Genomic DNA, 19,780 nt, shown 5'->3' on the forward strand with positions numbered 1-19,780 from the left:
GGGGAAGCGGGGGTAGCAGGGGGTCGAGGCTCAGCCGGGTGCCGGTCGCTGTGGCGGGGCCGATGTGGGGGTCTCCACCGAGGAGGTGCGGCGATGTCCCGCGCTCTTGCCACCCGACGTCCCGTGACGGTCCGCAGGGCGGAGCCGATCGTGGTGATCGGTGCTGGGCCGTACGGTCTGGCCCTCGCGGCGCACCTGCGCCTGCTGGGGATCGAACCACGGGTGTTCGGCCGGCCGATGGACGGCTGGCGCTCGCACATGCCGGCCGGGATGCGGCTGAAGTCCACCCCGCGGGCCTCGGACATCGGGTCGGTCCGCGGCTACGGCTTCAACGACTTCCGGATGCGGCACGGACGCGCGGCGGTCGGTGACCTGTATCCGATCCCGCTGGAGGAGTTCGTCGCGTACGGGGAGTGGTTCCAACGGGAGTTGGTGGCCGGCGTCGAGCCCGAGGACGTGATCGCGGTCCACCGCGAGGGCGGCGCCTTCCGCCTCGTGCTGTCCGGCGGGACGGAGTTGACCGCCCGTCAGGTCGTCCTGGCCAACGGGGTCCAGTGCTTCGCCAACACCCCGGACCTCTTCCGGCCGCTGGTCGAGCAGGGGCTCGCCTCCCATCCGGCCCACCACCGTGACCTGCGGGTGTTCGCGGGCCGGACGGTCGCCGTGATCGGCGCCGGCCAGTCGGCGTTGGAGAGCGCGGCACTGCTGCACGAGTGCGGAGCCCGCCCGGTGCTGGTCGCCCGTACCCGAGAACTGGTCTTCGGCACGATGCCCGAGGCGAACCGGCCCGGCTCGCGCGCGGTCGGCGTGCGGCTGCTCAGGCCCGCCTCCGCGCTGGGGCCCGGCTGGCGCCTCCGGGCGTACTGCGCCAACCCGGGCCCGTTCCGGCTGCTGCCGGACGCGGTGCGGGCCGCCAAGGTCCGCACCGTGCTCGGCCCGGCCGGCGCCTGGTGGCTGCTCGAACGCGTCCTGGACGCGTTCCCGGTCGTCACCGGACACACCGTCAGCGAGGCCCGCGCCGTCGACGGGAAGGCGGTGCTCGGCTTCACCGCCTGCGAGTCCCGGCTGGAGGCGGACCACGTACTGGTCGCCACCGGGTACCGGGTGGACCTGAGCCGCCTGGACTTCCTGGAACCGGCGTTGCGCGGCGACATCGAGCGGCTGCCCACCGGTTCGCCCCGGCTCGGCCCGGACTTCGGGTCCTCGGTCGACGGGCTCCACTTCTCCGGCCTGGCCGCGGCCGGCACCTTCGGCCCGCTGATGCGGTTCGTCGCCGGCACCGGCTTCGCCGCCCGGCGCACCGCGAGGGCCCTGCGGGCGCGGGTCTGAAGCGTGGCCGGGAGGCGTGGGCCCGCCCCGGTCGGCCGGACCGCCGGGAGAGTGCCCGGCCCTACTATGAGCGGCATGAGCACGGGCACCTCAGCAGCAGCTGCGCACGAGTCGCACCAGCGGGACGACGGCGAGCGCCTCGACGTCGCCGCGACGATCCTCTCCCTGCTCGCCGACCGCACCCGCCTTGCCCTGCTCCGTCAGCTCGGCCTCGGCGAGGCCGACGTCACCACCCTCACCGAGGCCTGCGGCGCGGCCAGACCCGCCGTCAGCCAGCACCTGGCCAAGCTGCGTCTGGCCGGTCTGGTCACCACCCGCAAGGACGGCCGCCGGGTGGTCTACTCGCTGCGCCACGGCCACCTGCGCCGCCTGGTGGACGAAGCGCTGAGCGCGGCCGACCACCAGATCGGCGCCCTGCCCTCGCACGACTGACGGCCGGGCCGGGGGTCGGAGGGGGTGCCCTCCATCTGATACGTGCCTGGATGCGCACATGTGCACTACTCTGAGGGTGTGCCGCCGTCAGAAGGGGCCCGCCCGCATGCTCGCCGTCCTGCGCAACCGCACCTACCGCCGCCTGTTCACCGCCCAGGTCGTCGCTCTGGCGGGGACGGGGCTGGCGACCGTCGCTCTGAGCCTGCTCGCCTACGACCTGGCGGGCTCCAACGCGTCGGCCGTGCTGGGCACGGCGCTGGCGATCAAGATGGTCGCCTACGTCTCCGTCGCCCCCCTGATCGGCGCGCTCGCGGACCGGATTCCCCGGCGGACCCTGATGGTGGCGACGGACCTCGTCCGGGCCGGCGTCGCACTGACCCTGCCGTTCGTCACCCAGGTCTGGCAGGTCTACCTGATGGTCTTCGTGCTGCAGACCGCCTCCGCCGCCTTCACCCCCACCTTCCAGGCCACCATCCCGCAGGTGCTGCCGGAGGAACGCGACTACACCCAGGCCCTGTCGATGTCCCGCCTTGCCTACGACCTGGAGTCCCTGGCCAGCCCCGCCCTCGCCGCGCTCCTACTGACCGTCGTCTCGTACAACTGGCTGTTCACCGGCACCGCCCTGGGCTTCGCCGCCTCCGCCGCGCTGGTCGTCTCGGCCGTGCTGCCGAAGGCGGTGCCCGTCGAGCGCGAGGGCGGCGTCTACGCCAAGGCCACCCACGGCACCCGCCTGTTCTGGCGCACCCCGCGCCTGCGGGCCCTGATCGCGCTCGACCTGGCGGTCGCCGCCGCCGGTGCCGTCGTCTACGTCAACACCGTGGTCATCGTCCGCGACCACTTCCAACGCCCGGCCGCAGCCGTCTCGGTCGCCCTGGCCGCCTTCGGTGTCGGCTCCATCCTCACCGCCCTCGCGCTGCCCGCCCTGCTCCGCCGCGTCCCCGACCGCGCCGTGATGCTGCCCGCCGCCTTGGCTCTGGCCCCGGTGCTGGTGGGCGTAGTCGTGGTCACGGCCGCCCCGGCGGGCACGCCGAGCTGGCTCGGACTCCTCCTCGTCTGGGCCGCCATCGGGGCGGCCACCTCCGCCGTCCTCACGCCGGGCGGGCGGATCATCCGACGCTCCGTCAGCGACGAGGACCTGCCCGCCGCCTTCGCCGCCCAGTTCTCCCTCTCGCACGGCTGCTGGCTCCTCACCTACCCCCTCGCGGGCTGGCTGGCCGCGGCGGCCGGGCTCCCGGTCACCGCCGCCACCCTCGCGGTGATCGCTCTGGCGGCGGCCAGCACCGCCGCGCGCCTCTGGCCCGCCCGCGACCTGGCCGTGGTCGAGCACCTCCACCCCGAACTCCCCGCAGACCACCCGCACCTCGCCGACGCCCGCGTCACAGCGGGCGGCCTCGGCCACAGTCACCCGTACGTCCTGGACCACCGGCACCGCCACCTGCGCCGCGCCGCGTGACCGGCCCGGTGGAAGCTCGGAGTTCGACCAGGGTGATCTCGTCGATCAGGTCAGGCGTCTGAGCGGAGGTCAGCACCTCGGGGGTGGTGCAGCGGAACGGGACGTGACGGTGGGCGCGGTGTTCAGGGGAGGTCGACGTGGGCGCTGGTGGACTTCACCCGGCCGGTCGCCCGCATTCCCACGTCCAGCCCCATTTCCTCCACCGCTTCGCGGGTCGGCTGCGCGAACCAGCCGGTGGGGCCGGCATGGAATTCCACCTGGCCGTCACGTCGCCGAGTTTGACGGCGGTGATGATGCCCGGGAACGAGTTGCGGACCGAACTGCGGACCTGTGCGTCGCCCGCCGGTACGCGGTGCGCCGGGTGGCGAGCCGGCCGCCGTCGGCTCAGCGGTGGGCCGTTTCGGGGCTGACGCCGAGCAGGCGTGCGGCCCGGCCCACGGTGTAGTGCTGCGGGTGCGACACATAGGGGAGAAAAACCGGGAATGTGCAATTGTGTGGCCCGTCGGCTTACCAGACGCCCGAAACGAGGTGGCTGTCCGAATCTCCGAAATGGTGTGGGGATCGATCCGAATTGTTGTGATGTTCCGCCCAGGTGAACTTGCGATGCACAACCGCTGTCCTGCCTGGCGGATGCGAGGGGCTCGCTGCGGCCGCCGGGCGGCGCGATTAGCGTGGCCGGTGGCGGCCCGAAAGCCGCGGAATCCGCATCCGACCCGAGTGAGGCGTACTTCCATGAGCCTGAGCATCCGCAACCAGATCCCCGGCACCGTCACCTCCGTCACGGCCGGCGAGGCCATGTCCACGGTGAAGGTCCGGCTGACGGGCGGTCAGGACATCACCGCGGCGATCACCACCGACGCCGTGAAGGACCTCGGCATCGCCGAGGGCACCGCCGTGAAGGCCCTGGTGAAGTCCACCGAGGTCTCGCTGGCCACCGCCCCGGTCGCGGGCATCTCGATCCGCAACCAGATCGCGGGCACCGTCACCGACGTGGCCACCGGTGGCGCCATGGGCTCGGTGAAGGTGGACGTGCAGGGCGGCGCGCTGACCGCTGCCATCACCAAGGACGCCGTCGAGGCGCTCGGGCTGGCGGCCGGGACCTCCGTGGTCGCGCTGATCAAGTCGACCGAGATCTCGCTCTCGCTCTGACCAAACCCGTACGGCACACGTACGCGCCCGTGCGGCCGAGGGCCCCGCTCCCGAGCAGGAGCGGGGCCCTCGGCGTGCCGTCGGGGCGCCGGTGTCAGGCGAGGTCGAGGAGTTGCTCGTGGAAGCCGCCGAAGCCGTGGGACGGGTCGACGAGGTGGACCTCCAGGATCCAGTGGCAGCGCCAGCCGGACCGGTCGGTGCGGCGGAGCGGGGTGTCGTTGTCGGGGGTGACGTAGGACTCGGCCTTGGCGCCGTCGATGGTCTCGTGCGGGAACTCGCCCACCAGGTGCCCGGCGTGCCAGCCGCCGAGGAGCCAGCCGCGATCGGCGGCCAACCGGCTCACCCTGGCGTGGAGTTGCGCGCCGGTGATGTCGGGGTCGGCGTGGAAGGCGGCCCGCCCGGCGGCGAAGACGATGGAGAGGTCGTCGCGCAGGCGGTGCTTGTCGGGGTCGTCGCCGAAGACGAAGGTGCGGCCGAAGTCGGCCTCGTACTCCTCGAAGACCGGGCCGAAGTCGGCGAAGGCGATGTCGTCCTCGCCGATGACCCGGTCCGGCGGGTTCTCCCGGTAGGGGAACACGGTGTGCGGGCCGGAGCGGACGATCCGCTTGTGCCAGTGCTTGGTGGTGCCGAACATCTCGTTCGCCAAGTCCCGGATCAGGTCGCTGACTTCGCGCTCGCCCCGGCCGGGGGTCACCAGGCCGCGGGCCTCGACCTCGGCGAAGAGCCGTTCCGCCTTGGCCTGGGCCTCGACGAGCCCGAGGGCCCGCAGTTGTTCGTCCATCCGGTCGGGTGTTCCCACGGTGCCGTCTTCCGTTCTGGTCACGGGGTCGCGCGCACGAGGACGAGCGCCCCTTCGTACTGGGGTCGGGTGCGCAGATGGCCGAAGCGTCGGTCCCAGGCCCCGGAGGCCAGGTCGGCGCGGAGGGTCCGGTTGAACCGCTCGCGGACCGAGTCGCCGACGGAACTCCAAGTCCAGTCGACCCGGCGGGCGTTGGGGTCCAGCAGGAGATCCGGGCGGCCGTAGCAGGCCTCGTCCAGACCGTCCGTGCAGTCGAACGGGATCGGCACCGGCCGCACTGTGGACCGGCCGCCCAGGGCGGCCGTCAGCTCGTCGAGCGGCGGGTACCGCCGGGCTTCGGCTGCGACCACCTCGGGCGCGTACTCGTGCAGCCAGAAGTCCCCGACCCGGGCGGGGTCACGGGTCAGGACGAGGATCGGGCCGCGGGTGACCCGGCGCATCTCGCGCAGGCCGAGCCGGACGTCGTCCCACAGGTGGATGTTGAGCAGCGTCATGGCGGCGTCGAACTCGCCGTCGTGGAAGGGGAGTTCTCCGGCCACGGTATCGACGGACGGTACTGTTCGGGACGGTCGCGAGGGGGCGGCGGGAGCCGACGGGCCGGTGCCGCGTGCGGCCGCACCGACGTTGAGCACTGTCCGAGCGGTGCCGAGCGCCTCGGCGACGAACCGCGCCGGCCGGGGGTCCGGCCGGTGGGCGGCGCCTGCGGAGCGGTTCGGGGCGGCCGGGCCGGGGAGCACGGACGTGGCGGCGCGGTCGACTCCCGTCACGACCAGATCCGCAGCCGGTCCCAGCCCTCGCCGCCCCGCTCGTAGCGCAATCGGGTGTGCGCGCGGTCCTGCGCGGCCTGCCAGAACTCCACCCGGTCGGCGGCCAGGGTGTAGAGCGTCCAGGCCGGATCGACCAGGGAGGGATCCCGGGCGATCAGGGCGGCCGCCTTCTCCGCCTCCACGTCACGTTCGGCGGGGTCGCGCAGGTACTGGCTCTGACGGCCGATCAGGACCTCCGCGCGGGCGGAGGGCGAACGCCGCAGGAAGTCGGCCGAGTTCTCCGCCGCGGTGCCGGGCGTCACGGTGCCGCGGATCCGGACCTGGCGGCCCTGCTCGGGCCAGTAGAAGGTCAGGGCCGCGCGCGGATGCCAGTCCAGCTGCTCGCCCTTCGGGCTGAAGGCGTGCCCGGCGAACTGCCAGCCGCCCGCGTCCACGCCCTTCAGGATCAGCACCCGCGCGTCCGGGGTACCCGCCCCGTCGACGGTGGACACCGTCATCGCGTGCGGCTCGCGCACGCCCTCCGCCACCGCCTCCTCCAGCCAGGCCAGGAACAGCCGCACCGGATCGGCCGGCGCGAGCGCCGGGTCGAACGCCGGCAGCGGCCCCGCGAAGACCTCCAGGCGGCGCAGCCACTCCCGGGTCCTCTGCGCCTCCTCCGAACCCGCTGCCATCTCCGGCTCCTCAGATCTCGGCGAGCATGTTCCAGACGTCTTGCAGCCGCGAGGGCTGGTTCGTAAAACACCTGGCAAATGCTTGTCATTTCCGCTGATCGTCTGGAAGGTGCGATGTCGAGGGCTTGTGGGTGCCTCCAAGGCGGCCCGGTGCGCCGCGACCCTGCGGGCGGATGTCCGGTCAGGGGTGGGTGGGGGCGGTGCCGAAGGTGACGAGCCGGGGTGCGGCCGGGGCGGAGCAGCAGCCCCCGGTGGCGGCCTGTTCCGCTTCGGGCTGGTCGAAGACGCCGGCGCCGCCGCAGACTCCGGTCTCGGGGAGGGTCAACTCGACGCGGGCGGCGGCCTCGTGGTCGCCGGCGAGGTGGGCGGCGACGGAGCGGACCTGCTCGTAGCCGGTGAGGGCGAGGAAGGTGGGAGCGCGGCCGTAGGACTTCTGGCCGACCAGGAAGACGCCCTCCTCGGGGTGGGTGAGCTCGGCCGCGCCGTGCGGGTAGACGGTGCCGCAGGAGTGCTGGTTGGGGTCGATGAGAGGGGCCAGGGCGGTCGGGGCCTGGAGGCGGTCGTCCAGTCCGAGGCGGAGCTCGGAGAGGAAGGAGAGGTCGGGGCGCAGGCCGGTGAGGACGACGACCTCGTCGACGGGCTCGCTGCGGCGGCCGTCCTCGGAGACCAGCGTCAGTCGGTCGCCGTCCGGTTCGATCGCGGCGGTGCGGAAGCCGGTGAGGGCGGTGGCGTGGCCGTGGTCGACGGCGGCCTTGGCGCGCAGGCCGAGCGCGCCGCGGGCGGGCAGCCCGTCGGCCTCGCCGCCGCCGTAGGTGTCGGCGCCGATGCCGCGGCGCAGGATCCAGGTCGCGTGGGTGCCGGGGGCTTCCACGGCCAGGTCGGCGAGCAGGGCGAGGGCGGTGAAGGCGGAGGCGCCGGAGCCGATGACGGCGGTGCGCTTGCCGGCGTAACGGGCTTGCTGGGCCGGGTCGTCGAGGTCGGGGACGCGGTAGGAGATCCGGGCGGTGTGGGCGTGCTCGCCGAGGGCGGGCAGGCCGTCGGCGCCGGCCGGGCTCGGGGTGGACCAGGTGCCGGAGGCGTCGACGACGGCCCGGGCGGTGAGGCGTTCCTGGCGGCCGTCGGCGAGCTGGAGGTGGACGGTGAACGGCTGTTCGGCGCGACCGGAGTCGACGACGCGGTCACGCCCGGCGCGGGCGACCCCGGTGACGGTGGTGCCGTAGCGGACGCGGTCGCCGAGGGCGTCGGCGAGGGGCTGGAGGTAGCGCTCGGCCCAGTCCGCGCCGGTGGGGTAGGCGGCGGGATCGGGAGTGGTCCAGCCGGTCGGGGCGAGGAGCCGCGCCGCGGCCCGGTCGACGAGCTCGGACCAGGTGGAGAAGAGGCGGACGTGGCCCCAGGCGCGGACCGCGGTGGCCGCGGTGGGGCCGGCCTCGGCGACGACCACGTCCAGGCCGCGCTCGGTGAGGTGGGCGGCGGCGGCCAGGCCGGCGGGGCCCGCGCCGATGACGAGGACGGGCAGGCCGGTGTTCTCGGACGACATGACGGTCTCCCTGATGGGGCGGCAGCTGCCGCTCGTTGATTCGACAAACGTCGATGTGTGACGTCCTCGACCTTGGCACCGGGTATCGACGGATGTCAACATAGACACATGTCGAATCTGGAGCTGACCGTACTGGAGCCCGAGAGCGGTGCCTGCTGCCCGCCGATCACCTCGGGGGAGCTGTCGGTGGCGGACTCCGAGCGGATGGCCGCCATGTTCAAGGCCCTGTCCGACCCGGTGCGACTGCGACTGTTCTCGAAGATCGCCTCCCACGAGGGCGGTGAGGCGTGCGTCTGCGACATCCAGGACGTCGGAGTCTCCCAGCCGACCGTCTCGCACCACCTCAAGAAGCTGCGCGAGGCCGGACTGCTCAGCAGCGAGCGGCGCGGCACCTGGGTCTACTACCGCGTCGAGCCTTCCGTGCTGGCCGCCATGTCGGCCATGCTCGACCGGCACAGCTGATCCGCCGTCACCCCGAAGGAGCCGCCTTGCACGTCGCCCCGCTGCGTGCCGAGCACGCCGAGCAGGTCCTCGCCGTCTACCAGGCCGGTCTCGACGAGGGGAACTCCTCCTTCGAGACCACCGCTCCCGACTGGGCCCGCTTCGACGCCGCCAAGCTCCCCGAGCACCGCTTCGTCGCCCTCGACGAGGACGGCAGGGTCCTCGGCTGGGTGGCGGTGAGCCGGGTGTCCGACCGCTGCGCGTACGCCGGCGTGGTCGAGCACTCCGTCTACGTCCACCCCGAGGCGCGCGGCCGGGGCGTGGGCGGGGTGCTGCTGCGGGCGTTGGCCGAGTCCACCGAGGCCGCCGGGATCTGGACCGTCCAGTCCGGCATCTTCCCGGAGAACGCCGCCAGTCTCGCGGTCCACGCCAAGGCCGGCTTCCGGGTCATCGGCACCCGCGAACGGATCGGCCGGCTCAACGGCGTCTGGCGGGACGTCCTGTTGGTCGAGCGCCGTAGTCCGGTGGTCGGCTGAACAAGGGCCCGAACGGCGGACCCCCGTGCGTGGTGCGGCCCTTCGGCAGGCCGGTGGTCCTCCGTGGCGGCGCCCGGGGCGCCGGTCAGCCGAGCTGGGCGCGCAGCTGCTCGACCGCGGTGCGGGCGGTGCGGCCGACACCGATGAGGGTGGCGGAGGCGGGGCCGGCCCAGTCGCCGTAGCCGAGGAGGTGGATGCGCGGGTCCTCGGTGGAGCGGGTGCCGTCTGTGGTGATGCGGCCGTCGGTGCGGGGGAGGTCGATCGGGGGGAGGTCGGGGCGGAAGCCGGTGCACCAGATGACGGTGTCGCAGTCCCAGGTGGTGCCGTCGGCCCAGGCCACGCCGGTGGGGGTGAGGCGGTCGAACATCGGACGGTCCGTCAGTCCGGCGGCGCGGGCGGCGCGGACGGGCGGCACGGCGACGATGTCGCCGAGGTCGGAGATGCGGGGCCCGCCGGACTGGACGCGGCGGGTGGCGAGGTCGAAGAGGGCGCGGCCGTCGATCTCGTCCGGGAGGTGGCGGGCCGGGCGCCGGGTGACCCAGTGGACCTCGGCGGTGGCGTGCAGGTCGGCGGCGATCTGGGCACCGGAGTTGGCGCCGCCGACCACGACGACGCGCTGTCCGGTGAAGTCGGCGGCGCTGCGGTACGCGTGGGTGTGGAGCTGACGGCCCGTGAAGTCGGCTCGGCCGGGTACGGCCGGGATGAAGGGACGCTCCCAGTTCCCGGTGGCCAGGACCAGGGCCCCGCCGCGCCAGGTGCCGTCGTCGGTGGTCACGGTGATGCCGTCGGCGTCACGGGTGACGGCCTCGACCCGGACGGGGCGGTGGATCGGGAGGTCGTAGCGCTTCTCGTAGTCGGTGAGGTAGGCGACGACGTGGGCGGCGTCGGGGTACTCCTGGCCGGGCTGCTGCGGCATGGGGCGGCCGGGGAGGGAGGAGTATCCGGCGGGCGAGAACAGCCGCAGGGTGTCCCAGTAGTGCTGCCACGCGCCGCCGGGCGCCGGGTTGGCGTCGAGGATCGCGAAGTCCAGCCCGGCGCGCCGCAGGTGGTACCCCGCGGCGAGGCCGGCCTGGCCCGCGCCGACCACCAGGACCTGGGCGTGCCGGGCGGCGGTCACTTCTGCCCGGCCGTGCGGCGTCGGTGGTCGAAGACCAGCGCGACCAGGGCCAGGCCCAGCGCACCGCCGATCAACTGCATGCCGATGAAGCCGGGGACGGACGACGGGGCGATGCCGGCGAAGGTGTCGGTGAAGGCGCGGCCGAGGGTGACGGCGGGGTTGGCGAAGGAGGTGGAGGAGGTGAACCAGTAGGCGGCGCCGATGTAGGAGGCGACGGCGGCGGGGGCGAAGCGCAGGTTGCCGGTCCTGCCGAGGCCGAAGATCAGCAGGACCAGGCCGGCGGTGGCGACGACCTCGCCGAGCAGCAGGTGCCCGGCCGAGCGGTCGTGGGTCGACCACGTCACCAGGGCCCGGCCGAACATCGCGTCCGCGAGGACCGCTCCGGCGATCGCGCCGACCGTCTGGGCGGCGCAGTACGCGGCGACCTCCGCCGGGCGCAGGGCCTCGGGGTCGCGGCGGCCGGTCCACCACTCGGCGAGGGTGACCACCGGGTTGAAGTGGGCGCCGGAGACCGGGCCGAGGAGCAGGATCAGCACGCCGAGGCCGAAGACGGTGGCCAGCGAGTTGGCGAGCAACTGGAGGCCGACGTCATGGGTGAGCTCGGTGGCCTGGATGCCGGAGCCGACCACGACGGCCACCAGGGCGGCGGTGCCGACCAGTTCGGCCGCCACCCGGTTCAGCAGCGGGACGGCCGGAGGCTCGGCGGTGAGCGGCTCGGCCTCGGTGGTCTCCGGTCTGGCCTCGTCTATGGCGTTCAACGGATGGTGCTCCTCGTGCGGGTGGCTCAGCAGGACCGCTTGAATCCGGCTTCGGCGGTGAGTCGTGCGGTGGAGGCCAGTGCGGCGAACTCGGCCACCAGGGCCGTGAGGGCGGCGGGGCGGAGCGAGTAGTACGTGAAGCGACCGCAGGGCTCGGTGTCCACCAGCCCCGCCTCACGCAGGATCTTCAGATGGTTCGACAGATTGGTCTGCTTGGCACCCGTCTCCTCGACGAGGTGGGTGGTGCACAGCGCCTCTCTGGCCAGCAGCTCGACGATCCGCATCCGCAGCGGGTCGGCCAGGGCCTTCAACACATCACTGTCGACTGACGTCACCATGGGCTGATACGTTAGCCGACGCCCGGGAGGAACCCAAGCCCAAGGACCGCCATGACCACCGCCCCCGCCGCCTCCGTGCTGTTCGTCTGCATCCACAACGCGGGCCGCTCCCAGATGGCCGCCGGGTTCCTGCGCCACCTCGCCGGTGACCGCGTCGAGGTCCGCTCCGCCGGATCGGTCCCCGGAGACCAGGTCAACCCCGCCGCGGTCGCGGCGATGGCCGAGCTCGGCATCGACATCTCCGACCAGCGGCCGAAGGTGCTGACCACCGAGGCCGTCCAGGCCTCCGACTACGTGATCACCATGGGCTGCGGCGACGCCTGCCCGTACTTCCCCGGAAAGACCTACCTGGACTGGCAGTTGGAGGACCCGGCCGGCCAGGGCGTCGAGGCCGTCCGCCCGATCCGCGACGAGATCAAGGCCCTGATCGAGGGCCTGGTCGCCGAGATCGACGCCGCGTGCTGATCGGCGCGCGGGACGGCTTCGCGCTGGAGTTCCACGTGGAGCGGGACGCACAACTGCTGTGCGTGGACGTGTTCGTGGGCGGGGCGCACGTGAACGCCTGGGACAACGCGTTCTACCCGCCGTTGCTGGTCAAGAAGTTGGGGGACGAGCTGCGGCGCTTCCGCGAGCCGGCGGAGCTGCCGGAGGGGTTCACCGAGCCGGTCGAGGCGTTCCTGGCGGCCGAGCGCCGGATGGACGGGCAGGACGGCGCGGATGACGGCGGGGCCGTGCTCGCGAGGTGCGGGTTCCTGGAGTGGGGCGAGTGCACCGACCAGGTGACGGCGTTCGCGTTCCCGGACGGAGAGTCGCTGCACCTCGCCTGCCGGATACGGGAGTTGGACAGCGGTGCCCCCGGAGACCCGGTGGCGGTGACGGTGGGCCGCGGGGAGTTCGTCGCGACGCTGGAGCGCGGCCTGGCCGTCGCCGAACGGGAGTGGTCCGCCCAGCGGGCCGCGGCGGGGGACTCCAACTAGCTCCGCAGGCGCGTCACCCGGCCTTCCCCTGCGCAGTGACGGGAGTTCACCCGGCTCCCTGAGCATGGACGGTCATGAGCAACCTCAGTCGCCGCATCTTCATCCTTGGCGGGCTCACCACCACGGGCGCCGCCGCGCTCCAGCTCGGTGCGACGGCCCAGCCGTCGGCCGCCGCCTCCACCCCCTTCCCGTTCACGCTCGGCGTCGCCTCCGGGGAACCGGACGACAGCAGCGTGGTGCTCTGGACGCGTCTGGCCCCGTCGCCGACCAACGCGGACGGCCAGGGCGGCATGCCCAACGCCGACGTGACCGTCGACTGGCAGGTGTCGGCCAGTCAGAACTTCACCACCCTGGTGAGCTCCGGCACCGTCACCGCCCGCTACGCGCAGGCCCACTCGGTGCACGTGCTGGCCGGAGGGCTCGCGCCGGACGCGGAGTACTACTACCGCTTCCGGGCCCAGGGCTTCATCTCCCCGGTGGGCCGCACCCGCACCGCGCCGGCGCTCGGCACCGTCGGGCGGGACTTCACCATGGCCTTCGCCTCCTGCGCGCACTACGAGAGCGGCTACTACACCGCCTACCGGCGGATGGCCGACGACCGCCCCGACGTGATCCTGCACCTGGGCGACTACATCTACGAGGGCGGCGCCGGCACCGGCGGCGTGCGGCAGCACCTCGGCAGCGAGATCGTCTCGCTGGCCGACTACCGCCGCCGCTACGCGCTCTACCGCACCGACCCGGACCTGCAGGCCGCGCACGCGATCGCGCCGTGGCTGGTGGTGCCGGACGACCACGAGGTGGAGAACAACTACGCCGGCACGGTCCGGGCCGACAGCAGCCCGGTGCTGACGGCGGCCCAGTGGACCGCGCGGCGCACCGCCGCCTACCAGGCCTACTTCGAGAACATGCCGCTGCGGGCCGCCGCGGCGCCGTCCGGCAACGCCATCCAGCTCTACCGCCGGGTCCGCTGGGGCACCCTGGCCACCTTCCACATGCTCGACACCCGGCAGTTCCGCGACGACCAGGCCTGCGGCGACGGGACGAAGGTCTGCGCCGACGCCGACCTGACGAGCCGTTCGATCACCGGCACCGCGCAGGAGTCCTGGCTGCTCGACGGGCTCGGCCAGCGCCTGGGTACCTGGGACCTGATCGGCCAGCAGGTCTTCTTCGCCCGGAACGTGAACGCCGCCGGTGCGATGAACATGGACGCCTGGGACGGCTACCGGGCCAGCCGGGCGCGGATCCAGCAGGGCATCGTCGACCGGGGCGTGCGCAACCCGGTGGTCCTCACCGGCGACGTGCACGCCTCCTGGGGCAACGACCTCAAGGCCGACTACGCGAACCCGAACTCGGCGACCATCGGCACCGAGCTGGTCTGCACCTCCATCACCAGCGGCGGCAACGGCAGCACCACCACGACGATCCCCAACGGGGCGTACAACCCGCACCTGCGCTTCTACTCCAACCAGCGCGGCTACGTCCGCACCCGGGTCACGCCGTCCCGGCTGACCGCCGACTTCCGGTCGGTGGCGACGGTGACCGAGCACGGCGCGGCGGCGACCACCGCCCGGACCTTCATCATCCACGACGGACAGCCGGGGTTGGCCGATGCGTAAGCTCTCCGTGGTCGGCGCGGCCCTCGCCGCCTTCGCCGCCGTCCTCGCCCTGTCCGCCCCGGCCTCGGCGGCCGGGCCCTCGTCCTGGACGACCGCGAACAGCGACGCCAGCGGCGACCAGGACTCCTCCTCGATCGCGGCCGACCGGCTCGGGGACGTCGCGGTGGTCTGGGAGGACGACCGCGACTCCACCAACCCGGGGGACGACGCGCACAGCGACGTCTGGGTGCGGCTGTACCGCAACGGCGTCTCGGCGTACGAGCAGAAGCTCTCGGCCGGCGGGACGGCGGGTGCGGCCTGGCGGCACGTCCAGCCCGACGTGGGGCTCGACGACCGGGGCAACGCCGTCGTGGTCTGGGCGGAGGACCCGGACGGCAACGGGCTCTACAACATCGTCTACCGGGTGCTCTCCCCGGCCGGCGCGGTGCTCGGCTCCGGCCGGGCCAACGCGAACACCGACGGCCAGCAGGTCCACCCGCGGGTCGCGGTGGACCCGGACGGCGCGCCGGGCAGCACCACGGCGGTGGCGTTCTCGGTGGTCTGGGAGGACGTCCAGGGCAGCGCGGCGGCGACGGTGAAGGCGGCCGGGTACAGCGGGACCACCACCAAGGCCTACGAGGTGACGGTCAACGCGACCGGCGGTGCGCACCACAACCCGGACGTCGCGACCTCCGCCTCGGGCGACGCGGTGGTGGTCTGGGACGAGGACACCGACGGCAACGGCTACGACCAGATCGGTCTGGTGAAGCTCGCCAAGGCGAACGGCGCCGTCACCCTGACCCGCCGCAGCGCCAACAGCCTCGGCGGCGGGCAGCAGCAACACCCGTCCGTGGCGGCCGACTTCAACGGCGACTTCGCGGTGGCCTGGGAGTCCGACCACACCGGCACCCTGGGCGTCTGGGCCCGCTCCTTCACCGCGAACGGCACCCCCGGGCGCGGCAGAGGTCGAGGTCTCCTCGGGAGCCGGGGCCGGGCGCCCGACGGTGGGGATCGACGACCAGCGCGACGCGGTGGTCGGCTGGAGCGTCACCGGCGCGGATCCGGCGGTGTGGGCCCGCGGCCTCAACCCCGACGGCACCTTCGCCGGCCGGCTGCCGGCCGGGTCCGTCAGCCAGACGGCGACCGGCCGGCAGGAGCAACTCGCGGTGGCCTCATCGCCGTTCGGCACGCTCGCGATGTCGTACACCGACGACAACGACGGCAACACCTTCGACCAGGTGCTGCTGGGCCTGGGCGCGGGCAACTCCGACTGGTGAGGCCTCGTCAGCGGGTCGGCCTCGACGCCCGTGAGCACTGGGGGTTGCGGCACGGGCCGGGGCCCCACACGTAGCGTCTGATGCCGTCGAAGTCGGGTGCGGTGTCCAGGTACTCGGCTTCGACGGCGGCGTGGCACAGCGGGCACTGCAGCCCCTGGGGCCTGACGGCGGAGAAGATGATCTCTGGCATGGGATGCCTACACTCAGCGAGCGGGCGACGCCCAACTGTGATGCCGACGGCGGGTGTTCACACCGCCGCCCCCGCCCCCCGGTGGCACCGCGTACGCCCCGGACCTCCAGGATACGGCTAGCCCGGTCGGACGGCCCCCATGTAGTCGGGCATGTACTGCAGGTCGAGGACGGTGACGTTCTTGCCGGTGCGGGGGGCGTGGATCATCTTGTTGTTGCCGATGTAGATGCCCACGTGGTGCAGGTCGGAGTAGAAGAAGACCAGGTCGCCGGGCTGGAGGTTGGCGCGGGGGATGCGGGTGCCGGCGTTCCACTGGTCCTGGGAGACCCGGGGGAGCCGGACGCCGGCCTGCTCCCAGGCGCGCAGGGTGAGGCCGGAGCAGTCGAAGCCGGCCGGGCCCTCGGCGCCCCAGATGTAGGGCTTGCCGAGCTGGGCCTGGGCGAACTTGAGGACCGCGGCGGCGCGGCCGTCGGCCGGCACCTGGGGCAGGCCGGTCAGGTCCGTGCGTTCGGCGGCGCCGCGCGAGGCGCGGCCGGCCTCGTCCACGTCGACCTGGGCGCGTTCGGCGGCGGTGAGGGAGTTGAGGATCTTCTTGGCCTCGGCCAGCTTCGTCTGGACCTTGCCCTTCTCCTCGGCCAGCGCCTTGTGGTTGGCGTCCAGGGCGGCGAGGGTGGCGGCGGTCTCGGCGCGCTGCTGGTCCAGCCGCTGCTGCTGCCGCTGGGCCTGGCGCAGCAGGGCGAGCTGGGTGTCGGCCTCCTGGTCGCGGGCGGAGGCCTGGCGGAGGTAGGTGTCCGGGTCGGAGCTGAGCATCAGCTGGAGCGAGGGGTCGACGCCGCCGTTGCGGTACTGGGCCGCGGCCAGGGCGCCGAGCTGGCCCTGAACGGCGTTCAGCTTCTCCTGGCCCTCGGCGAGTTGGGTCTGCAGCTGGTTCGCCTCGGCCTGGAGCTTCTTGGCCCGCTCGTCCGCGCCGTTGAAGCGCTCGATGGAGGCCTCCGCCTCCTCGTACAGCGCGTCGACCTGCTTCTTGACGGTCGCGAGGTCGGGCTTGGGCGCCGCGTAGGCCGTGGTGGAGGAGGCCAGGACCGCGGTGCCCGCCGCCGCGGTGGTCAGGACGGCGAGCCTGGCACGGCTCGGCGGACTCGGCTTGCGGCGCTTTCCCACGGACGGCTCCTCGGTCGACTTCCGGACACTCACTCCTAGGAACCTTAGTAGTTTAGGAGTGGAACGCGGAAGGCGGGGTCGGTGATCGGTGCGATCCGGCCCGGCGGCCGTGACTTAGCACGGACCGTTCGGGGGCGGGGCGGTTCTCCGGGAGGGTCGCCCGCACGGGGGAAACGGGGGCGGAGTCGGGTGTGAGGCGGGCGGGGCGGCGGAAGGCTGGTGCCTGCACCGAGGCGGAGCGGAGGAAGAGCGTGACCGGTGCTCCGCCCGTACCCCTACGACCCTTTGAGGACGCTGATGCTTCGTGCTGGACCGTCACCCACGAGCCGGTGGTCCGGGGCGGCCCTCGGGTGGCTGCTGCCGGTGGTGGTGACGCCGGCCGTGGCGGTGGCGGCCGCGGTGCTGACCGGGGCCGGGGCGCGGGCCGGGGTGGTCTGGTGCGGCGCGGTGGGCACCGGGGCGGTGGCCCTGCTGGCGGCCCAAGTGGTGCTTCGTGGGCGGGAGTTGACCGAGCTGCGGGAGCGGTACGCCCGGCAGGGGCGGGAGCTGCGCGAGCAGTTGCTCCGGCAGGAGGCGGAGACCGTCCGGCTGGCCAGGGTGATCCTGCCGGAGACGGTCGCACGGCTGCAGCGCGGTGAGTTCACCGAGGACGTGCTGAAGGCCTACGAGACCCACGACGGCGGCGCCGGCCCGGAGTTCAGGGCCGCCCGGCAGGCGGTGCTGCGCACCGTGCTGGAGGCGGTGGACGCGGAGGAGGGTCTGCGCGAGTCCGCGCAGCGGGCGTTCGTGAACATCGCCCGGCGGGTGCAGGCGATCGTGCACCGGCAGGCGCAGGACCTGCGGGAGATGGAGGACCGGCACGGCAACGACCCGGCCGTCTTCGAGGACCTGCTCCGGCTCGACCACGGCAACGCGCTGGTCGGGCGGTTGGCCGACTCGATCGCGGTGCTCGGCGGGGCGCGGCCGGGCCGTCAGTGGAGCCGGGCGGTGCCGCTGTACAGCGTCCTGCGCGGTGGCATCTCGCGGATCCTGGACTACCAGCGGGTGGAGCTGCACCCGGTCTCCGAGGTCGCGGTGGTCGGCCCGGCCGCCGAGCCGCTGATCCACGCGCTGGCCGAACTGCTGGACAACGCGACCCGCTACTCGCCGCCGCACACCAACGTGCACCTGACCGCGGTCGAGGTGCAGACCGGCATCGCGATCGAGATCGAGGACGGCGGCCTCAGCCTCAGCGAGGAGGGCCGGGCCCGGGCCGAGCTGATGCTTCGTGAGGCGCAGGAGGGCATCGACCTGAACGACCTCGGCGAGACGCCCCGGCTGGGTCTCGCGGTGGTCGGACGGCTCGCTCAGGCGTACGGCTTCCAGGTCTCGCTCCGGCCGTCCGCGTACGGCGGCGTGCGTGCCGTGCTGATCGTCCCCCAGGAGCTGATCACCACGGCGCGGGCCACCGGCCGGGCGCACGGCATCGGCGTCACCTCCGACTCCCAGGCGCTCCCGGTCCAACCCTCCGCGCAGCAGCGGCCGGTGATCCCGCCGACGGTGCCGGTCGTCCAGCCGTGGACGCCGGGCATCGAGACCCCGACCGGGCTGCCGCAGCGCCGCCGGCACGCCGCACCCTCCGGGAGGACCGCGCCCGCTCCGCCGTCCCCGCCGGCGCAGGACCCCGGCGCGGTGCAGCCCGGCGTCTGGCTGGCCGCGTTCCACGAGGGGGTGAACGGCCAGGCGCCGTCGGCCGGGAGCGGGGCACCGGGCGACCACACCAGCGAATACCCGGCCAGGAAGGGCGAGCTGTGACCCAGCATCAGCAACGGACCAACATGGACTGGATGCTCAAGGACCTGGCGGACGGTGTCCCGCACACCCGCCACATCGTGGTGCTCTCCGCCGACGGTCTGAGGATGGCCCAGTACGGCGCCGGCACCGACGCCGCCGACCGGCTGGCCGCCGCCTGCGCGGGGCTGCAGAGCCTGGCGGCCGCGGTGGGGCACGAGTTCCCGCACGGGGACCGCCGGATGCGCCTGGTGGTGATCGAGATGGGCGGCGGCTTCTTCTACCTGATGGCGGCGGGAGCCCGGGCCTTCCTGGCGGTGCTGGCCGACGAGGGAGTGGACGCCGGGCTGATGGGCCAGCGGATGCGTGACCTGGTCGCCAGGATCGGCGAGCACCTCAGCACGCCGCCGCGCCGAGCCGAGCAGGTCGTGTGAACGGGCTTGCCGCCGAGGGGAGTCCGGTGGGTCGAGGGACGGTGGACGGGTGCGGCGCGGACGGAGGATGAACGCGGACGGACAGGACTGGGACGTTGGCCGGCCCGAGCGCCTGTACGTGATCACCAGGGGTCGCAGCGGGGCGGCCGACCGGGCCGTGTTCGACCTGGTGACCCTGATCGTCGCCCGCTCGGAGCCGACGCCGACCATGCAGCCGGAGCACGCGGCGATCCTGCGGGTCTGCGAGTCGCCGCTGTCCGTGGCCGAGATCTCGGCCCACCTCAGGTTGCCGGTGAGCGTGGTCACCGTGCTGCTGGCGGACCTCCTCGCCGAGCGGCGGATCGAGGCCCGCGCCGGAGTACCGAAGGCGATCCTTCCCGACATCGCCCTGTTGGAAGCGGTGATCAATGGACTTCAGAGGCTCTGACCCGGCCCTCCCGGCGCTCCCCGGGCCGCGCGGGGACGACCTGCTGCCGGACTCGGCCGCCACGGCGGTCAAGGTGGTGATCGTGGGCGGCTTCGGCGTCGGCAAGACGACCCTGGTCTCCTCGGTGAGCGAGATCCGCCCGCTGACCACCGAGGAGACGATGACCCAGGCGGGTGCGGACGTCGACGACACCGAGGGCATCGAGCGCAAGACCTCCACCACGGTGGCGATGGACTTCGGCCGGATCAGCATCAACGAGGAGCTGGTGCTGTACGTCTTCGGCACCCCCGGCCAGGAGCGGTTCTGGTTCCTCTGGAACGGCCTGTTCGACGGCGCCCTCGGTGCGGTGGTGCTGGTCGACACCCGTCGGCTGGAGGTCAGCTTCGACGTCATCGGGCGGCTGGAGGACAGCGGGGTGCCCTTCGTGGTCGCCGCCAACACCTTCCCCGAATCGCCGTCCCACCCCGTCGAGGACCTGAGGGCCGCCCTCGACCTTCCCCCCGAGGTCCCGATCGTCAACTGCGACGCCAGGAGCCGCAGTTCGAGCCGTGACGTGCTGATGGCCCTGATGCGCTACCTGCACGACCGCTCGGCCGCCCCCGCGCGCTGACACCCACCACCC

General features: G+C 73.3%; 22 protein-coding genes and 2 pseudogenes. 14 read left to right on the top strand and 10 right to left on the bottom strand.

Translation table 11 applies throughout. The features are described from left to right. Positions 1–93 precede the first annotated feature (93 nt). The 3 genes from ABD946_RS12825 (at position 94) to ABD946_RS12835 (ending at position 3,214) form a co-directional block, all read left to right on the top strand. Positions 94–1,329 carry an FAD-dependent oxidoreductase gene (locus ABD946_RS12825; protein ID WP_345283098.1) on the top strand — a complete coding sequence of 412 codons (1,236 nt, stop codon included), beginning with the start codon at positions 94–96 and terminating at the stop codon, positions 1,327–1,329. 75 nt (positions 1,330–1,404) lie between these two features. After that, positions 1,405–1,761, top strand: a complete 357-nt coding sequence (locus ABD946_RS12830; RefSeq protein ID WP_345283100.1) for an ArsR/SmtB family transcription factor — start codon at positions 1,405–1,407, stop codon at positions 1,759–1,761. Positions 1,762–1,867: 106 nt separating this feature from the next. Continuing rightward, entirely contained in the window at positions 1,868–3,214 is a 1,347-nt protein-coding gene (locus ABD946_RS12835) for an MFS transporter (protein WP_345283102.1), read from the top strand. 122 nt (positions 3,215–3,336) lie between these two features. On the opposite strand, the pseudogene ABD946_RS42650 reads toward ABD946_RS12835, so the two are convergent. After that, positions 3,337–3,533: pseudogene (locus tag ABD946_RS42650) on the bottom strand (TOBE domain-containing protein); the annotation flags it as partial. A 68-nt stretch (positions 3,534–3,601) separates the two neighbouring features. Further along, positions 3,602–3,676: pseudogene (locus tag ABD946_RS42655) on the bottom strand (MerR family transcriptional regulator); the annotation flags it as partial. Between the two features lie 270 nt (positions 3,677–3,946). Between ABD946_RS42655 and ABD946_RS12845 the strand changes: the two are divergent. Continuing rightward, positions 3,947–4,363: a TOBE domain-containing protein gene (locus ABD946_RS12845; protein ID WP_345283104.1), complete on the top strand. Its 417-nt coding sequence runs from the start codon at positions 3,947–3,949 to the stop codon at positions 4,361–4,363. 94 nt (positions 4,364–4,457) lie between these two features. Here the strand turns inward: ABD946_RS12845 and ABD946_RS12850 are convergent, their stop codons facing one another. The 4 genes from ABD946_RS12850 to ABD946_RS12865 all read right to left on the bottom strand — a co-directional run bounded on the left by ABD946_RS12850 (position 4,458) and on the right by ABD946_RS12865 (position 8,137). Continuing rightward, a complete protein-coding gene (locus ABD946_RS12850) occupies positions 4,458–5,144 on the bottom strand; it encodes a M24 family metallopeptidase (protein WP_345283106.1) in 687 nt (228 codons plus the stop codon). A gap of 38 nt (positions 5,145–5,182) precedes the next feature. Further along, a complete protein-coding gene (locus tag ABD946_RS12855) occupies positions 5,183–5,929 on the bottom strand; it encodes a methyltransferase domain-containing protein (RefSeq protein ID WP_345283108.1) in 747 nt (248 codons plus the stop codon). After that, entirely contained in the window at positions 5,926–6,600 is a 675-nt protein-coding gene (locus ABD946_RS12860) for a pyridoxine/pyridoxamine 5'-phosphate oxidase (RefSeq protein WP_345283110.1), read from the bottom strand. Before ABD946_RS12860 ends, ABD946_RS12855 begins: the two co-directional genes overlap by 4 nt. Before the next feature lie 181 nt (positions 6,601–6,781). Then, a complete protein-coding gene (locus ABD946_RS12865; RefSeq protein WP_345283113.1) occupies positions 6,782–8,137 on the bottom strand; it encodes an FAD-dependent oxidoreductase in 1,356 nt (451 codons plus the stop codon). A 108-nt stretch (positions 8,138–8,245) separates the two neighbouring features. On the opposite strand from ABD946_RS12865, the gene ABD946_RS12870 reads away from it, so the two are divergent. After that, complete coding sequence (locus ABD946_RS12870; RefSeq protein WP_345283115.1) at positions 8,246–8,599, top strand: ArsR/SmtB family transcription factor; 354 nt, start codon at positions 8,246–8,248, stop codon at positions 8,597–8,599. Between the two features lie 26 nt (positions 8,600–8,625). Then, a complete protein-coding gene (locus ABD946_RS12875; protein WP_345283117.1) occupies positions 8,626–9,114 on the top strand; it encodes a GNAT family N-acetyltransferase in 489 nt (162 codons plus the stop codon). A gap of 85 nt (positions 9,115–9,199) precedes the next feature. Here ABD946_RS12875 and ABD946_RS12880 read toward each other — a convergent pair whose 3' ends face one another. From ABD946_RS12880 to ABD946_RS12890, 3 genes are read right to left on the bottom strand one after another with little or no spacing between them, the layout of a single operon-like run. Then, entirely contained in the window at positions 9,200–10,231 is a 1,032-nt protein-coding gene (locus ABD946_RS12880) for an ArsO family NAD(P)H-dependent flavin-containing monooxygenase (protein WP_345283118.1), read from the bottom strand. Further along, positions 10,228–10,989 (bottom strand): aquaporin, encoded by a 762-nt coding sequence (locus ABD946_RS12885; protein ID WP_345283120.1) that lies wholly within the window; start codon positions 10,987–10,989, stop codon positions 10,228–10,230. The genes ABD946_RS12880 and ABD946_RS12885 overlap by 4 nt, the downstream gene beginning before the upstream one ends. A gap of 26 nt (positions 10,990–11,015) precedes the next feature. Further along, on the bottom strand, positions 11,016–11,327 hold the full coding sequence (locus tag ABD946_RS12890; RefSeq protein WP_345283121.1) for an ArsR/SmtB family transcription factor: 312 nt from the start codon (positions 11,325–11,327) through the stop codon (positions 11,016–11,018). A 51-nt stretch (positions 11,328–11,378) separates the two neighbouring features. Between ABD946_RS12890 and ABD946_RS12895 the strand changes: the two genes are divergently transcribed. The 4 genes from ABD946_RS12895 (at position 11,379) to ABD946_RS12910 (ending at position 15,250) form a co-directional block, all read left to right on the top strand. Continuing rightward, positions 11,379–11,792: an arsenate reductase ArsC gene (locus ABD946_RS12895; protein ID WP_345283123.1), complete on the top strand. Its 414-nt coding sequence runs from the start codon at positions 11,379–11,381 to the stop codon at positions 11,790–11,792. Continuing rightward, complete coding sequence (locus tag ABD946_RS12900) at positions 11,786–12,304, top strand: hypothetical protein (RefSeq protein ID WP_345283125.1); 519 nt, start codon at positions 11,786–11,788, stop codon at positions 12,302–12,304. The genes ABD946_RS12895 and ABD946_RS12900 overlap by 7 nt, the downstream gene beginning before the upstream one ends. A gap of 74 nt (positions 12,305–12,378) precedes the next feature. Further along, complete coding sequence (locus tag ABD946_RS12905; protein ID WP_345283126.1) at positions 12,379–13,920, top strand: alkaline phosphatase D family protein; 1,542 nt, start codon at positions 12,379–12,381, stop codon at positions 13,918–13,920. Further along, a complete protein-coding gene (locus ABD946_RS12910) occupies positions 13,913–15,250 on the top strand; it encodes a hypothetical protein (RefSeq protein WP_345283128.1) in 1,338 nt (445 codons plus the stop codon). The genes ABD946_RS12905 and ABD946_RS12910 overlap by 8 nt, the downstream gene beginning before the upstream one ends. A 233-nt stretch (positions 15,251–15,483) precedes the next feature. Here ABD946_RS12910 and ABD946_RS12915 read toward each other — a convergent pair whose 3' ends face one another. Beyond that, entirely contained in the window at positions 15,484–16,527 is a 1,044-nt protein-coding gene (locus ABD946_RS12915; protein WP_345283130.1) for a C40 family peptidase, read from the bottom strand. Between the two features lie 297 nt (positions 16,528–16,824). On the opposite strand from ABD946_RS12915, the gene ABD946_RS12920 reads away from it, so the two are divergent. The 4 genes from ABD946_RS12920 (at position 16,825) to ABD946_RS12935 (ending at position 19,768) form a co-directional block, all read left to right on the top strand. Next, the gene (locus tag ABD946_RS12920) at positions 16,825–18,321 is read left to right on the top strand and encodes an ATP-binding protein (RefSeq protein ID WP_345283132.1); all 1,497 of its coding nucleotides are present in this window, start codon (positions 16,825–16,827) and stop codon (positions 18,319–18,321) included. Between the two features lie 23 nt (positions 18,322–18,344). After that, positions 18,345–18,731: a roadblock/LC7 domain-containing protein gene (locus ABD946_RS12925; protein WP_345283163.1), complete on the top strand. Its 387-nt coding sequence runs from the start codon at positions 18,345–18,347 to the stop codon at positions 18,729–18,731. Positions 18,732–18,798: 67 nt separating this feature from the next. Next, positions 18,799–19,158 (top strand): DUF742 domain-containing protein, encoded by a 360-nt coding sequence (locus ABD946_RS12930; protein ID WP_345283135.1) that lies wholly within the window; start codon positions 18,799–18,801, stop codon positions 19,156–19,158. After that, positions 19,139–19,768 carry a GTP-binding protein gene (locus ABD946_RS12935; protein ID WP_345283137.1) on the top strand — a complete coding sequence of 210 codons (630 nt, stop codon included), beginning with the start codon at positions 19,139–19,141 and terminating at the stop codon, positions 19,766–19,768. Before ABD946_RS12930 ends, ABD946_RS12935 begins: the two co-directional genes overlap by 20 nt. Positions 19,769–19,780: the final 12 nt, after the last annotated feature.

It is taken from the genome of Kitasatospora albolonga (assembly GCF_039535905.1).
Classification (GTDB): Bacteria; Actinomycetota; Actinomycetes; order Streptomycetales; family Streptomycetaceae; genus Kitasatospora; species Kitasatospora albolonga.

Coding starts and splice junctions, on each gene's coding strand:
- ABD946_RS12825 (WP_345283098.1), top strand. CDS start 94: ATGTCCCGCGCTCTTGCCACCCGACGTCCCGTGACGGTCCGCAGGGCG.
- ABD946_RS12830 (WP_345283100.1), top strand. CDS start 1,405: ATGAGCACGGGCACCTCAGCAGCAGCTGCGCACGAGTCGCACCAGCGG.
- ABD946_RS12835 (WP_345283102.1), top strand. CDS start 1,868: ATGCTCGCCGTCCTGCGCAACCGCACCTACCGCCGCCTGTTCACCGCC.
- ABD946_RS12845 (WP_345283104.1), top strand. CDS start 3,947: ATGAGCCTGAGCATCCGCAACCAGATCCCCGGCACCGTCACCTCCGTC.
- ABD946_RS12850 (WP_345283106.1), bottom strand. CDS start 5,144: ATGGACGAACAACTGCGGGCCCTCGGGCTCGTCGAGGCCCAGGCCAAG.
- ABD946_RS12860 (WP_345283110.1), bottom strand. CDS start 6,600: ATGGCAGCGGGTTCGGAGGAGGCGCAGAGGACCCGGGAGTGGCTGCGC.
- ABD946_RS12865 (WP_345283113.1), bottom strand. CDS start 8,137: ATGTCGTCCGAGAACACCGGCCTGCCCGTCCTCGTCATCGGCGCGGGC.
- ABD946_RS12870 (WP_345283115.1), top strand. CDS start 8,246: ATGTCGAATCTGGAGCTGACCGTACTGGAGCCCGAGAGCGGTGCCTGC.
- ABD946_RS12890 (WP_345283121.1), bottom strand. CDS start 11,327: ATGGTGACGTCAGTCGACAGTGATGTGTTGAAGGCCCTGGCCGACCCG.
- ABD946_RS12895 (WP_345283123.1), top strand. CDS start 11,379: ATGACCACCGCCCCCGCCGCCTCCGTGCTGTTCGTCTGCATCCACAAC.
- ABD946_RS12905 (WP_345283126.1), top strand. CDS start 12,379: ATGAGCAACCTCAGTCGCCGCATCTTCATCCTTGGCGGGCTCACCACC.
- ABD946_RS12910 (WP_345283128.1), top strand. CDS start 13,913: ATGCGTAAGCTCTCCGTGGTCGGCGCGGCCCTCGCCGCCTTCGCCGCC.
- ABD946_RS12920 (WP_345283132.1), top strand. CDS start 16,825: ATGCTTCGTGCTGGACCGTCACCCACGAGCCGGTGGTCCGGGGCGGCC.
- ABD946_RS12925 (WP_345283163.1), top strand. CDS start 18,345: ATGGACTGGATGCTCAAGGACCTGGCGGACGGTGTCCCGCACACCCGC.
- ABD946_RS12930 (WP_345283135.1), top strand. CDS start 18,799: ATGAACGCGGACGGACAGGACTGGGACGTTGGCCGGCCCGAGCGCCTG.
- ABD946_RS12935 (WP_345283137.1), top strand. CDS start 19,139: ATGGACTTCAGAGGCTCTGACCCGGCCCTCCCGGCGCTCCCCGGGCCG.